Origin of the sequence: Methylopila sp. 73B (assembly GCF_000526315.1) — a bacterium.
Lineage (GTDB): Bacteria > Pseudomonadota > Alphaproteobacteria > Rhizobiales > Methylopilaceae > Methylopila.
Window position 1 is genome coordinate 1139570 of the sequence record NZ_JAFV01000001.1, and the last position, 13428, is coordinate 1152997.

Annotated in this window: 14 protein-coding genes; 10 read left to right on the forward strand and 4 right to left on the reverse strand. The window is 68.9% G+C overall.

Going from position 1 to position 13428, the window contains the following annotated elements; translation table 11 throughout:
- Positions 1–10: 10 nt before the first annotated feature.
- The 4 genes from mazG to K244_RS21510 all read right to left on the reverse strand — a co-directional run bounded on the left by mazG (position 11) and on the right by K244_RS21510 (position 3195).
- Positions 11–841 carry a nucleoside triphosphate pyrophosphohydrolase gene (gene mazG / locus K244_RS0105520; RefSeq protein ID WP_020185254.1) on the reverse strand — a complete coding sequence of 277 codons (831 nt, stop codon included), beginning with the start codon at positions 839–841 and terminating at the stop codon, positions 11–13.
- Between the two features lie 70 nt (positions 842–911).
- Positions 912–1235, reverse strand: coding sequence for a low molecular weight protein tyrosine phosphatase family protein (locus K244_RS0105525; RefSeq protein WP_024816333.1), 324 nt, complete (start codon positions 1233–1235; stop codon positions 912–914).
- Between the two features lie 285 nt (positions 1236–1520).
- A complete protein-coding gene (locus tag K244_RS0105530) occupies positions 1521–2609 on the reverse strand; it encodes a transglutaminase family protein (protein ID WP_024816334.1) in 1089 nt (362 codons plus the stop codon).
- Between the two features lie 19 nt (positions 2610–2628).
- On the reverse strand, positions 2629–3195 hold the full coding sequence (locus tag K244_RS21510) for a TlpA disulfide reductase family protein (protein ID WP_020185257.1): 567 nt from the start codon (positions 3193–3195) through the stop codon (positions 2629–2631).
- A gap of 186 nt (positions 3196–3381) precedes the next feature.
- Here K244_RS21510 and K244_RS0105540 point away from each other — a divergent pair, with 186 nt between their 5' ends.
- The 10 genes from K244_RS0105540 (at position 3382) to K244_RS0105590 (ending at position 13418) form a co-directional block, all read left to right on the forward strand.
- On the forward strand, positions 3382–4602 hold the full coding sequence (locus tag K244_RS0105540) for a threonine ammonia-lyase (protein WP_024816335.1): 1221 nt from the start codon (positions 3382–3384) through the stop codon (positions 4600–4602).
- Positions 4603–4734: 132 nt separating this feature from the next.
- On the forward strand, positions 4735–5202 hold the full coding sequence (gene aroQ, locus K244_RS0105545) for a type II 3-dehydroquinate dehydratase (protein WP_020185259.1): 468 nt from the start codon (positions 4735–4737) through the stop codon (positions 5200–5202).
- A 29-nt stretch (positions 5203–5231) separates the two neighbouring features.
- On the forward strand, positions 5232–5693 hold the full coding sequence (gene accB / locus K244_RS0105550; protein WP_020185260.1) for an acetyl-CoA carboxylase biotin carboxyl carrier protein: 462 nt from the start codon (positions 5232–5234) through the stop codon (positions 5691–5693).
- Positions 5694–5700: 7 nt separating this feature from the next.
- Positions 5701–7059, forward strand: a complete 1359-nt coding sequence (gene accC, locus K244_RS0105555; protein ID WP_020185261.1) for an acetyl-CoA carboxylase biotin carboxylase subunit — start codon at positions 5701–5703, stop codon at positions 7057–7059.
- Between the two features lie 10 nt (positions 7060–7069).
- Positions 7070–7738, forward strand: a complete 669-nt coding sequence (gene aat / locus K244_RS0105560) for a leucyl/phenylalanyl-tRNA--protein transferase (protein WP_020185262.1) — start codon at positions 7070–7072, stop codon at positions 7736–7738.
- A 59-nt stretch (positions 7739–7797) separates the two neighbouring features.
- On the forward strand, positions 7798–8697 hold the full coding sequence (locus K244_RS0105565; RefSeq protein WP_020185263.1) for a hypothetical protein: 900 nt from the start codon (positions 7798–7800) through the stop codon (positions 8695–8697).
- A gap of 497 nt (positions 8698–9194) precedes the next feature.
- Positions 9195–10025, forward strand: a complete 831-nt coding sequence (gene map / locus K244_RS0105575; RefSeq protein ID WP_020185265.1) for a type I methionyl aminopeptidase — start codon at positions 9195–9197, stop codon at positions 10023–10025.
- A gap of 98 nt (positions 10026–10123) precedes the next feature.
- Positions 10124–10900 (forward strand): DNA repair protein RadC, encoded by a 777-nt coding sequence (gene radC, locus K244_RS0105580; RefSeq protein WP_081761433.1) that lies wholly within the window; start codon positions 10124–10126, stop codon positions 10898–10900.
- Between the two features lie 129 nt (positions 10901–11029).
- Positions 11030–12427: a circularly permuted type 2 ATP-grasp protein gene (locus K244_RS0105585; protein ID WP_020185267.1), complete on the forward strand. Its 1398-nt coding sequence runs from the start codon at positions 11030–11032 to the stop codon at positions 12425–12427.
- Between the two features lie 49 nt (positions 12428–12476).
- Positions 12477–13418, forward strand: coding sequence for an alpha-E domain-containing protein (locus K244_RS0105590; RefSeq protein WP_020185268.1), 942 nt, complete (start codon positions 12477–12479; stop codon positions 13416–13418).
- Positions 13419–13428: the final 10 nt, after the last annotated feature.

Genomic DNA, 13428 nt, shown 5'->3' on the forward strand with positions numbered 1-13428 from the left:
AAGCGTAGCCCTACGCCGCGGCTTTCGCCGCGCGCTCGGCCGCCTTCGCCTCGTTCCAGATCGCGTCCATCTCGTCGAGATCGCTGTCGGCGGGGGTCTTGCCGCGGGCCGCGAGTCCCGCCTCGATCGCCCGGAACCGGCGCTCGAACTTGGCGTTGGAGCGGCGCACCGCCGTTTCTGGGTCGACGCCCATGTGGCGGGCAAGGTTCGCGACGGCGCAGAACAGGTCGCCGATCTCGTCCTCGACCGCGTCGCGGTCGCCGCTCGCGACGGCCTCGGCCACCTCGTCGGCCTCTTCGCGCACCTTGCCGACGACCAGCGCCACGTCGTCCCAGTCGAAGCCGACGGTCGCGGCTTTCTCCTGCAGTTTCACCGCACGGGTGAGACCGGGGAGGGCGCGGGTGATCCCGTCGAGGAGGCTCGGCGCCCTCGCCGGCTCGCCGCGGCGGGCGGCGCGCTCGGCCTTCTCCTCGGCCTTGATCTCGGCCCACAGCGCCTTGACCTCCTCGGCCGGAAGATCGCGCGCGTCGCCGAAGACGTGCGGATGCCGGCGAACCAGCTTGGTGGTGATGGCCTCGACGACGTCGGGGAGGGCGAAAGCGCCCTGCTCCTCGGCCATGCGGGCGTGGAACACGACCTGCAGCAGCAAATCGCCGAGCTCGTCGCGAAGATCCTCCAGGTCGCCGCGCTGGATCGCGTCCGCGACCTCGTAGGCCTCCTCCAGCGTGAACGGCGCGATGGTCGCGAAGCTCTGCTCGAGGTCCCACGGACAGCCGGTTCCAGGCGTCCGGAGCGCGGCCATGATCTCGACGAGGCGCGCGACGTCGCGGGAAGGGGTCATGAGGCGCTCCTGTTCGTCCTCGGCTGACGTCGCCTAGCCACGTCCCGCCGGTCAAGGAAGATCCGCGACGTCAGCGCAAGTGCGGCCCCGCGCGCGCCGTCAGAAGCTGGACGAGGGCCGGGTCCATGAAAGCGTAGTCGTCGGGGATATCGAGGCAGATGACGCGGGCGTGTTTCAGGCGCCTCTTGAAGCACCGTTGCAGGCGGGCGCGATGGCTCTTCTCCATGACAAAGACGAGTTCGGCCCATTCGAGAAGCTCGGCCGTCACCGGTTCGTCGGCGTCCGGCGCCAGGCCGGCAGATGCGACCTCCAGATCGGCCCGACCGCCGAACACGCGCTCGACGGTCGGGCTCCTGAGGCGATTGCGGCTGCAGAGAAAGAGGACCCGTTTCACCGCCATCCATGAGTCGCATAAGATATATTATGGAACTAAACGATCTTTGAGGCCGGGCGAAGCGTGATCGGACGCAGAGCGAGGCGCTGGAAACCCCGCGCTCCTGTCCCGGCCTTGAGCCGGGACAGACGTTGGATGGTACGAGGAGCGCTGTTTGGATCCCGGCTCAAGGCCGGGATAACGACAGCGCGTGTCCAAAGGCGCCGATCAAGAAGCTCTCAACCAACGTGAGCTTCTCCTTTGAACCCGTTGGGCTGACGCCATAACGCTGCCCTTTCCGGCGCGTCAGGCCACGATCTCGCGCGCGGTGATGACGTATTTGAACCCGTCGGCGTCGAGGCAGTCGAGCCGGCCGGCCGCCGTCTCCGCCTGCGGGTACATCAGGAAGCCGAGCTTCGGGCCGGTCGCGCCGGGCAGCGCGACGTCGTGGGCGTCGTTGTAGGCCACCCAGTTGGTCTCCCACGCCCCGAACAGGACCTTGCGGGCCGCAGCGACCTTCGGGTCGTCGAGCGGACGGTTCGCCGGCGGCTCCTCAAGCGCGACCTTGCGGACGTCGGCGGGATCGACCGGAACCCAGCCCGGGCCGTCAAGCCAGACCTCGGCGCGGCAGTGCTGAGCCTTGGTGATCGTCTCCGAGTTCGCGCCGAGGCTCTTGTAGCCGAAGCGCGAGGGCGCGACGCGGATGCCGTAGACGTCGCGCGCCGGCAGGCCTGCGGCCCGCGCGAGGCCGACATAGAGCGCGTTGATGTCGGCGCATTTGCCGCCGAGGTTGCCGCTTTCGAGCATCGTAGCGATGTCGCCGAGGCCGCAGCCGCGCACCTTGGCGTCACGATGGGTGTTCTCGACGACCCACTGGTAGATCGCCTCGGCCTTGGCGCGGTCCGTCGTCGCCGCGCCGACCGCCTTCTTCGCGGTCTCGGCCACGATCCCGTCGGTCGGGATGAGGTCGCTCGGCGCGAGGTAACGCGCGCGCTCGTCCGCCGACAGAGTCGCGCCGGTCGCCGCGAGGTTGACCGCGCGGTCCCGGGTCTGAACGCGGCTCACGACCTCGAGCACCGGCGCCTCCGCGCCGCCGGCCCATTCCGCGACGACCATGCCCGCGGGCGCCTCAATGAGCTTCGCCGTAGTGGCGTTGCCGCTGAAGGTCGTGGGCTGCGGGCGGGTCCAGCCGCTTTCGGCGAAGGCGGGAACCGGGACCCAGGCGCGCGCCGAGCCTTTGACCGAAGCCAATTCGATCCGGGTGCGCATCTCGAAGGTGCGCCAGGCCCCGGGGGCGGGGGCGAAGGCGCCCTCCTCCGCAAACGCCATCCGCGGCGTCGCCAAGGCCGCGGCGGCGAGCGCGGCTCCCGTCTTCAGCAGCGTGCGGCGTTGCATCATGGCGTTCTCCCTTGTGTCATTGAGTTTGTTGGGTTTTCGGATCAGGCGGGTTTTCGTTCACGGCCCCGAGCGCGGCGAGCGTCCGCGCGGTCGAGTCGGCGTCCCAGTCGAGCGGACCGTGCGCGGCCGCCGCGGCTCCGCCGCCCGGCGCGAGCGCAATGGTGCTGGGAAGCACCTTCACGCCGAACTGGCGCGACAGCGACCGGTCTTCGTCGAGCGCGACGGGCAGGGCGACGCCGAGCGAGGCGAGGAAGCCGCGGACGCGGGAGGCCGGCTCGCCCACGTCGACGCCCACGACGCGGACGCCCTCCCCCTGGCGCGCGACGAACCGCGCCAGAGCCGGCAGCTCCTCGCGGCATGGCGCGCACCAGGTGGCGAAGAAATGCACGAGCACCGGACGGTCGGCGTCCGCCGCCAACGACACGACGCCGCCGTCGACGCTTGCGACCGGCTGCGACGGAGACGCGATCATGTCTCGCGCCTCGAACGTGACGACCTCCGCCGCGGCCGGCGCGGCCCAAACAACCGCCGCGAAAGCGAGCGCCGTGGCCGATCGTCGTGGGTCGAGGCGGGTCGCCGTCACGCGGCAGGTCTCCGTAAGACTCTGGCGCTACGATGGGTCCGGCCGCCGCGAGGGTCAAGCTGTCGCAGGCCCCGCGCCGAGGTTCGTGATGGCGCCGCGGCGTCGTTTCAGCCATGCGGTCCGCATTGATGCTTCGCCGCCTCCGCTCGCCTATGCTTGCGCGACGACCTGAAGGACCTGTTCGACATGACCGTGACGCTCGCCGACGTTCAGGCGGCCCAGAAGATCCTCGAGGGCGCGGTCACGCCAAGCCCCATGCTCGCGGCCCCGAAGCTCTCGGCGATGACCGGCGCCGACGTCCGCGTGAAGTACGAAAACCTCCACGTCACCAACGCCTTCAAGGAGCGGGGCGCGGTGGTGCGGCTCAGCCGCCTGGACGCCGACGCCCGCGCTCGCGGCGTGATCGCCATGTCGGCGGGCAACCACGCCCAGGCGGTCGCCTACCACGCGCGGAGGCTCGGCATTCCGGCGACGATCGTGATGCCTGAGACGACCCCGCACGTGAAGGTGGCGGCCACCCGCGGCTTCGGCGCCGAAGTGGTGCTCGACGGCGAGACGGTGGCCGAGAGCCAGATCCGCGCCAGCGCCATCGCGCTCGAGCGCGGCCTCACCTTCGTTCACCCCTACGACGATCCCGACGTCATCGCCGGGCAGGGCACGATCGCGCTCGAGATGCTCGCGGACGCGCCCGAACTCGACGTGATCTTGGTGCCGATCGGCGGCGGCGGCCTGATCTCCGGCGTCGCCGTCGCGGCCAAGGCCCTGAAGCCTTCGATCCAGATCATCGGCGTCGAGGCGGCGCTCTATCCCTCGATGTGGAACGCCCTCAAGGGCGAAGACCTGCCGACCGGCGGCCCGACGCTCGCTGAAGGCATAGCGGTGAAAACCGCAGGCGCCCTCACCCGAGAGATCGCGGCGCGGCTGGTGGACGACATCATCCTCGTCAGCGAGGCCGAACTCGAGCGCGCGGTCAACGCCTACCTCATGCAGCAAAAGGCGGTGGCGGAAGGCGCCGGCGCCGCAGGCCTCGCGGCCCTGTTCGCCGCGCCCGGCCGCTTCGCCGGCAAGACCGTCGGTCTCATCCTGTGCGGCGGCAACATCGACCCGCGCATCCTCGCATCCATAATGGTGCGCGAGCTTGAGCGCGAGCAGAAGATCCTCGCCTTCCGCATGACGATCGCGGACAGGCCGGGCATGCTGGGCACGATCGCGACCCGGCTCGGCGAGCTCGGCGCGAACATCCTCGAGGTGCATCATCAGCGCGGCTTCCTCGACGTGCCCGCCAAGGGCGCCACGCTCGACCTCACGGTCGAGATCCGGGACGGCGCCCATGCCGACGCGATCCTGACGTCCTTCACCGAAAGCGGCCTCCCCTGCCGCCGCCTCGATGGCGGCGCTGGGGGGTAAGGCGGCCTGGCCCCTTCTCCGCCCTTTGGCGGAATCGCTTGGGTTCCGCGCCGGCCTTGCCTATAAGGGCCGCTCGTCGCGGCCGTCGGCCTTCGCCGGCCGCCCGTTCACGTCTCAAGCTCGGCTCCCCGCTTGGATCCCGTCGTTTTCGTCCTCAATGGCCCGAACCTGAACCTGCTCGGCCTGCGCGAGCCGGCGGTCTACGGATCGTCGACGCTGGCGGACGTCGAGGCGCTGGCGCGGGCGACGGGGGACCGGCTCGGCCTCGTCGTGGAGTGCCGGCAGTCGAACCACGAGGGCGACCTCGTCGACTGGATCCAGGAGGCGCGGACCAGGGCGCAGGGCATCGTGCTGAACGCCGGCGCCCTCACCCACACGTCGGTCGCGATCCATGACGCGATCCGCGGCGTGGGCGTGCCGACGATCGAGGTGCACATCTCCAACGTCCACGCGCGGGAGAGCTTCCGGCACCACTCCTACATCTCGCCAGTCGCGGCGGGCGTGATCGTCGGGCTCGGGCTCGACGGCTACGACCTCGCGCTTCAGGCTCTCGCCCGCCGCGTCAAGCGGCCTGACCCATCCGAACCGATCACGGCGTGATCCCGAACGCCGGCGGAGATCGTCCTTCCATGAGCAAGCTGCCTTCCAAAGCGTCCATCGATCAGGAGCTGATCCGCGAACTCGCGAAGCTGCTGTCCGAAAACGACCTGACCGAGATCGAGATCGAGCACGACCAGCTCCGCGTGCGGGTCGCCCGGCATCTCTCGGCCCCGACGACGGCTTACGTCGGCGCGCCGGCGCCTGCCGCCGCGCCCGCGGCTCCGGTCGTCGCGGCTCCGATCGATCCGGCCAAGCACCCGGGCGCGGTCCTGTCGCCGATGGTCGGCACGGCCTACATGTCGCCCGAGCCTGGCGCCCGCGCCTTCGTCGAGGTCGGGCAGACGGTCCGCCAGGGCCAGACGCTGCTGATCGTCGAGGCGATGAAGACCATGAACGCGATCCCGGCGACGCGCGCCGGCATCGTCCGGGAAATCCTGATCGCGGACGGGCAGCCGGTGGAATTCGGCGAACCCCTCCTGATCGTGGACTGACGGGCACATGGCGAGCTTCGACAAGGTTTTGATCGCCAACCGCGGCGAGATCGCGCTGCGCATCCTGCGCGCCTGCAAGGAGCTCGGCATCGCGACCGTCGCCGTGCACTCGACGGCCGACGCGGACGCCATGCACGTCCGCCTCGCGGACGAAAGCGTCTGCATCGGCCCGCCGGCCGCCCGCGACAGCTACCTCAACATTCCGGCCTTGCTCGCCGCCTGCGAGATCACCGGCGCGGACGCCGTGCACCCGGGCTACGGCTTCCTGTCCGAGAACGCGCGCTTCGCCGAGATTCTCGAGGAGCACGGGCTGATCTTCATCGGCCCGAAGCCCGAACACATCCGCATCATGGGCGACAAGATCGCCGCAAAGCAGACCGCGAAGCGGCTGGGCATCCCCGTCGTTCCGGGCTCGGACGGCGGAATCACCGATGACGACGAGGCCAAGCGCGTCGCCCGCGAGATCGGCTATCCCGTGCTGGTGAAGGCGGCGTCGGGCGGCGGCGGGCGCGGCATGAAGGTCGCGATGACCGAGGACGACCTCGTCGAGGCGCTGCAGACCGCGCGCTCCGAGGCGAAGGCGGCGTTCGGCGACGACGCGGTCTATCTCGAGAAGTACCTCGGCAAGCCGCGCCACATCGAGGTGCAGGTGCTGGGCGACGGCCAGGGCGCCGCCATCCATCTCGGCGAGCGCGACTGCTCGCTGCAGCGCCGCCACCAGAAGGTCTGGGAAGAGGCGCCCTCTCCGGCCCTCAACGCCGAGCAGCGCGAGACGATCGGCGAGACGGTCGCCGCCGCCATGCGCGAGCTCAAGTACCGTGGCGTCGGCACGGTCGAGTTCCTGTATGAGAACGGCGAGTTCTACTTCATCGAGATGAACACCCGGATCCAGGTCGAGCATCCGGTGACCGAGATGGTCACGGGCATCGACCTGATCAACGAGCAGATCCGCATCGCGAGCGGCGCCAAGCTTGCGATCGCCCAGGAGGACGTGGTCTTCCGCGGCCACGCCATCGAATGCCGCGTGAACGCGGAGAACGCCGAAACCTTCCGCCCCTCCCCCGGCCGCATCGCCTACTATCACGTGCCGGGCGGGCTTGGCGTCCGCGTGGATTCCGCAGCCTATCAGGGCTATCTGATCCCGCCGCACTACGACAGCATGATCGGCAAGCTGATCGTCCACGGCCGCAACCGCACCGAATGCCTGATGCGGCTCCGGCGCGCGCTCGACGAGTTCGTGGTGGACGGCGTCGACACCACCCTGCCGCTGTTCCGCCGGCTGGTGCGCGACCCCTCGATCCAGGACGGCGAGTACGACATCCACTGGCTGGAGAAGATGTTGGCGGACAGCCAAGGGGCCGCTTAAGCTCCGGCGTATGACCCGCATCAACGACGTTCTCGTCGAGATCACGCCCGAGGTGCTGCTCAAGGCCTACGCCTGCGGCATCTTCCCGATGGCGGAGAGCGCCGACGATCCGGGGCTCTACTGGATCGAGCCCGAGTTGCGCGGCGTGGTGCCGCTCGACGGCTTCCACGTGACAGAGCGCCTCGCCCGGACGGTGAGGGCGGACGTGTTCGAGATGCGCGTCGACAGCGCCTTCGAGGCCGTGCTCGACGGCTGCGCCTCGCCGGCGCCCGGCCGCATGAAGACGTGGATCAACGGCCGCATCCGCCGGCTCTACCTCGACCTCTTCCGGCTCGGGCACTGCCACAGCGTCGAAGCCTGGCGGGACGAAAAGCTCGTCGGCGGGCTCTACGGGGTGCGGCTCGGCGGCGCCTTCTTCGGCGAGAGCATGTTCCACGTGGAGCGCGACGCGTCGAAGGTTGCGCTCGTGCACCTCGTCGCTCGCCTCAAGCGGGGCGGCTTCTCCTTGCTCGACACCCAGTTCGTCACCGACCACCTCAGGCGGTTCGGCGCGGTCGAGACGCCGCGACGCGACTATCACCGCTTGCTCGACGCTGCGGTGGAGCGGGACGCGGACTTCTTTTCCTGGCCCAAGGATCGGACGGTCAGTGGGGCCGAAGCCCTCGACGCGGTTCGGTAACCCTCCGGTAACCGTGACGGAGGGTTAATTGCGGGCAGAGTTAACCCGCGAGTAACCCGATGTCGCCCGAGTCGAACCGCGACCTGCCCTCCCCCGGCCTCGGCCGCCCCCGGCCCGCGGTCACGGTCTGGTCGTCCCGACGCCCTCACCCAACGATCGATCTGTACCCCGAGGAGCCCGCGTCCCGGCGCTTCGGCCGGCTGTGGCCCTACGCCGCCGCGCTCTCGCTCGCCTTGATCGCAGGAGCCGGCGCCGCCACCTTCGCGACCGCGCCCGCGTTGACCGACGGCGTCGACGAAGTGTCCGGGATATCGGCGATCGAAGCTCGCAGCATGGGCCTCGCCCTCAACATCGACCCGACCGGCGAACGCGCCCGCGACGCCGCCCTCGGCCGCGACGTCGGTGCGTTGAAGTCCGAGATCGCCCGCCTCAACCGCGCATTGGGACAGGCGAAGGCCAATCAGGCCGCTCTGTCCAAGACCGCCGCCGGCCAGGCCGCCGCCGGCCAGGAGGACGTCAAGGCGCTGAAAGCCGAGGTCGTCGCCCTCCAGAAGGACCTCGCCGTGACCCGCGAGACCGCCTCGGCCAAGATCGTCGAGCTGACCGCCAAGGTGGAGCAGCCCCCGAAACCGGCCGACGACGCGCAGCGTCTCTCTGAGCTTAAGGAGCGCCTCGACAAGATCGAGAACCGCGAAACGGTCGCCGTCGCCAAGCCGAAGCCGGTCGACGAGCCCGAGACCACCGGAAGCGTCGCCCCGGACGCCGGCGGATCGGTCGTGCGCAACTGGACCGTGCGGGAGGTTTACGAGGGCCTCGCCCTCGTCGAGGGCCGCCAGGGCTCCTACGAGGTCGCCCGGGGCGATCCGATTCCCGGCGTCGGCCGCGTGCGCTCCATCGAGCGGCGCGACCGCCAGTGGGTCGTCGTGACCGACCGCGGCGTCATTCTCCAGCGCCCGTAGGCGATTTAGGCCGCCCTTAAATGCAGCGTGGCGCTGTCGCCGCGCCCTCGTAAGGCGCGCCACCGCGACATGCGGCTTGCCGCAATCCTGCGCGACACCTCGTAAGGCGTCGCCCGCGACGTCGCGGCCCAGCCGCCGGAGACCGGCGTGCTGCAGCCCTGCTACGACGATGAGGCCGCCATCGGCGACGTCGTGCGCAGCTTCCGGATGGCGCCGCCCGCGGCGGACATCTACGTCTACGACACCGTGTCTTTAGACGCGGCTGGCGCCGCGCCTGCCGACCGCGGTCCTCGCCGCCTCGATCATGCAGCACTCGATGCTGAGCTTCGTCTGCGGCATGATTGTGGAGTCGGTGTCGGAGGGCCGGCGGGAAGCGAAGCGTCTGCGCTATCTCGAGCTTAAGAGCGCCTAGCGGGTCTGCGGCCGCTCCGCTTGGCGCGGCCGCCCGCAGGGCTTATGTTGCGGCTTCCCAAGAACCGCCGATCGCCACGCCCGAGATGACCTTCGTCGACGCCCAGACCGCCCCGCTCCGTAAGAACGGGGCGATCAAGATTCATGACGCAGAGGCGTTCGAAGGCATGCGGCGCGCCGGCCGGCTGGTGGCGGAAGCGCTCGACCTCATGAACGATCACGTGGCGCCGGGCGTGACGACCGAAGCGCTCGACAAGCTGGCGCTCGAGTTCGCGATGGACCACGGCGCGCTGCCGGCGTGCCTTTACTACCGCGGCTACACCAAGACGATCTGCAGCTCGATCAACCACGTGGTCTGCCACGGCATCCCCAACGACAAGCCGCTGCGCGAGGGGGACATCGTCAACATCGACGTCACCTTCATCCTGGACGGTTGGCATGGGGACTCGAGCCGGATGTATCCGGTGGGCCAGATCCCTCGCCGCGCCGAGCGGCTGATCGAGATCACCTACGAATCGCTGATGCGCGGTCTCGCCGCGATCAAGCCGGGCGCGACGACCGGCGACATCGGCGCGGCGATCCAGGAGTACGCCGAGAGCGAGCGGACCTCGGTGGTGCGCGACTTCTGCGGCCACGGCATCGGCCGTCTGTTCCACGACGAGCCGAACATCCTGCACTATGGCCGCGCCGGCGAAGGCGTTCCGCTCAAGCCGGGCATGTTCTTCACTGTGGAGCCGATGATCAACCTCGGCCGCCCTCATGTGAAGGTGCTCGCCGACGGCTGGACCGCGGTGACGCGCGACCGGTCGCTCTCGGCGCAGTTCGAGCACATGATCGGCGTGACCGACAAAGGTTGCGAGATCTTCACGCTGTCGCCGCGCGGGCTTCACCAGCCGACGTTCGCCGCCTCCGCCTGAGGTCGGGCCCACGTTTCACGGCCAATTTGCGCCACGACTCACTTGCGGCGCGCCGCTCTCCGCGCGACGCTTTGCGCCTGGGCGAAGGCGTGACGCGTATGGCGACGAGGTCTCGAGGCGGCGACGGCGGGGAAGTGGAGCTGCCGGGCCTCTCCGAGGCGGCGCCCGTCCGCTCGCGTCAGAAATCGGCGCCTAAGGTTGAGGCGCCGCACTACGCCGGCCACCGAGAACGCCTGCGGGTGCGGTTCCTCGAAACGGGACCGGATTCGCTCCCTGACTACGAGCTGATGGAGTTGGTGCTCTTCCGCACGATCCCCATGAAGGACGTGAAGCCGCTGGCGAAGCAACTGGTCGCGACCTTCGGCTCCTTCGCGGAAGCGCTTGCGGCGCCCTACGAGCGCCTCGTCGAGATCAAGGGCGTCAAGGACGCCACGGCGACCGACTTCAAGATCCTGGAAGGCGCGGCGCGGCGCTTCGCGAAAGGCGCGATCGGCAAGCGTCCCGTGCTGTCGTCTTGGTCCGCCGTCATCGATTACTGTCGGACAGCCATGGCCTTCGAGGATCGCGAGCGCTTTCGGATTCTGTTTCTCGACAAGCGAAACGCTCTCATCGCCGACGAAGTGCAGCAGACCGGGACCATCGACCACACGCCGGTCTACCCGCGCGAGGTGGTCCGTCGCGCGTTGGAACTGCGCGCGACCGCGCTCATTCTCGTCCACAACCATCCCTCCGGCGATCCGACCCCCAGCCGCGCAGACATCGAGATGACGAAAACAATCGTGGACGTCGGGAAGCCTCTCGGCATTCTCGTGCACGACCACGTCATCGTCGGACGCGAAGGACACGCCAGTTTCAGGGGTCTCAAGCTGATCTGATGAGACTTTGCGCACGCGTCCTGCACCAAAAACGCGCAGAACACCCCTTTCCACGCGGCCGATCCGGATTAGCATCCTTCCAGGACACCGCAGCGAGGCCAAGGCTTGAGCACCGCCCCTTTCGATGAAATGACCCTGGCTGACGGCTCCGTCCGCCAGGCGTACGCCAAGCTTTCGGAATGGCTTAAGACGGCCCCCGCCGATCTGCTGAACTACCGCGTCGAAGAGGCGGAGCTTCTGTTCCGGCGCATCGGCATCACCTTCGCGGTCTACGGCGACCAGCAGGCGCAGGAGCGCCTGATCCCTTTCGACATCATTCCGCGGATCATCACCGCCGAGGAGTGGGGACGCCTGAGCGTCGGGCTGGAGCAGCGCGTCGACGCGCTGAACCGCTTCATCTCGGACATCTACGGGCGCCGGGAAATCCTCAAGGCCGGCATCATTCCGGAGGACCTCGTCTTTCAGAACGAGGCGTTCCGCCCCGAGATGGCGGGAAAGACGCCGCCGCACGACATCTGGGTGCACATCGCCGGCATCGACATCGTGCGGGTGGACTCCGAGACCTTCTACGTCCTCGAGGACAACGCGCGCACGCCCTCCGGCGTCTCCTACATGCTGGAGAACCGGGAGGTGATGATCCGCCTGTTCCCGGAGCTGTTCTCGCGTCATCGCGTGGCGCCGGTGGAACGCTACTCCGACGAACTGCTGGCCACGCTGCGGTCGCTCGCGCCACGGTCGTCCTCGGCCGATCCCAACGTCGTGCTGCTGACGCCGGGCGTCTACAACTCGGCCTACTACGAGCACTCCTTCCTGGCCGACAAGCTCGGCATCGAGCTGGTAGAGGGCCGGGATCTCTTCGTGCGGGACGACGTCGTCTACATGCGCACGACCGAGGGACCGAAACGCGTCGACGTGATCTATCGCCGGCTCGACGACGAGTTCCTGGACCCGCTGGTGTTCCGGCCCGACAGCGTGCTCGGCGTGCCGGGCCTGATGGCCGCCTACCACGCCGGCAACGTGACGCTGACCAACGCGGTCGGCACGGGCGTCGCCGACGACAAGGCGATCTACAGCTACATGCCGGAGATCATCAAATTCTACCTCGGCTCCGAGCCGATCCTGAAGAACGTTCCGACCTACCGCTGCCGCGAGCCGGAAGCGCTGAAATACGTGCTCGACCACCTGCCCGAGCTGGTGGTGAAGGAGGTCCACGGCTCCGGCGGCTACGGCATGCTTGTCGGGCCGCACGCCTCGAAGGAGCAGATCGAACTGTTCCGCGCCAAGCTCATCGCGTCGCCGGCCGGGTTCATCGCGCAGCCGACGCTGGCGCTCTCGACATGCCCCACCTACGTGAACTCCGGCGTCGCGCCGCGGCACGTGGATCTCAGGCCCTTCGTGCTGACGGGCTCCGACGGGGTCCGGATCGTGCCCGGCGGCCTCACCCGCGTGGCGATGCGCGAAGGGTCGCTGGTGGTGAACTCGAGCCAGGGCGGCGGCACCAAGGACACTTGGGTGCTGGACGAATGAGCGCCGCCGTCGAACCCATGACCGCAGGACGAACGAGGACGCCGCCCGTATGCTGAGCCGCACCGCCGACAACCTGTTCTGGCTGTCGCGCTACGTCGAGCGCGCGGAAGCGCTCGCCCGCATCCTGGAGGCGACCCAGCGCCTCGCGTCGCTCCCCGTGGCCTACGCCGGCTCGAGCAACGAGTGGGAGAGCGCGGTCTTCACCGCGGGCTGCGACGACGGGTTCTTCGCCAAATACGAGGACGCCACGGCCGAGACCGTGATCGACTACCTCGTGTTCGAGAAGGAAAACCCGTCCTCGATCGTCAGCTGCTTCGAGGTCGCCCGGCACAACGCCCGCGCGGTCCGCACGGCGCTGACCGTGGAGATGTGGGAGGCCATCAACGGCGCCTGGCTCGAGCTCCGTCGGCGGCAGGACCGCAAGCTCGAGGGCGAAGAGCTCACGCGCTTCCTCGGCTGGGTCAAGGAAATCGGGCTCCGGTTCGACGGCTCCGGCCACCGCACGATGCTGCGCAACGACATCTACGACTTCTCGCGGCTCGGCATGCTGCTGGAGCGGGCGGACAACACGGCGCGCATCCTGGACGTGAAGTACCACCTGCTGCTGCCGAAGGAGACGCAGGTCGGCGGCGGGCTGGACTACTACCAGTGGTCGGCCATCCTACGGGCGGTGTCCGCGGTCACGAGCTATCATTGGGTGTACCGCGAGAGCCTGAAGCCGTGGCTGATCGCGGACCTGCTGATCCTCAACGACCAGATGCCGCGATCGCTCGCCGCCTGCTACGGCGACCTTGTGCGCCACCTCGACGATCTTGCGAGCGGCTACGGACGGCAGGGCCCCGCCCAGCGGATCGCCCGCTCGACCCGGATCAAGCTCGAGAACGCGGAGATCAAGCAGGTCTTCCAGGGCGGGCTGCACGAGTTCATCACCGAGTTCATCGCGGACAACAACCGCCTCGGCGCCGCGATCGCGGAGCAGTATCTGGTATGACGCGCGCGCC

Coding starts and splice junctions, on each gene's coding strand:
- K244_RS0105565 (WP_020185263.1), top strand. CDS start 7,798: ATGTCGCCCGAGTCGAACCGCGACCTGCCCTCCCCCGGCCTCGGCCGC.
- K244_RS0105530 (WP_024816334.1), bottom strand. CDS start 2,609: ATGCAACGCCGCACGCTGCTGAAGACGGGAGCCGCGCTCGCCGCCGCG.
- K244_RS0105590 (WP_020185268.1), top strand. CDS start 12,477: ATGCTGAGCCGCACCGCCGACAACCTGTTCTGGCTGTCGCGCTACGTC.
- accB (WP_020185260.1), top strand. CDS start 5,232: ATGAGCAAGCTGCCTTCCAAAGCGTCCATCGATCAGGAGCTGATCCGC.
- radC (WP_081761433.1), top strand. CDS start 10,124: ATGGCGACGAGGTCTCGAGGCGGCGACGGCGGGGAAGTGGAGCTGCCG.
- accC (WP_020185261.1), top strand. CDS start 5,701: ATGGCGAGCTTCGACAAGGTTTTGATCGCCAACCGCGGCGAGATCGCG.
- K244_RS0105540 (WP_024816335.1), top strand. CDS start 3,382: ATGACCGTGACGCTCGCCGACGTTCAGGCGGCCCAGAAGATCCTCGAG.
- mazG (WP_020185254.1), bottom strand. CDS start 841: ATGACCCCTTCCCGCGACGTCGCGCGCCTCGTCGAGATCATGGCCGCG.
- map (WP_020185265.1), top strand. CDS start 9,195: ATGACCTTCGTCGACGCCCAGACCGCCCCGCTCCGTAAGAACGGGGCG.
- K244_RS0105585 (WP_020185267.1), top strand. CDS start 11,030: ATGACCCTGGCTGACGGCTCCGTCCGCCAGGCGTACGCCAAGCTTTCG.
- aat (WP_020185262.1), top strand. CDS start 7,070: ATGACCCGCATCAACGACGTTCTCGTCGAGATCACGCCCGAGGTGCTG.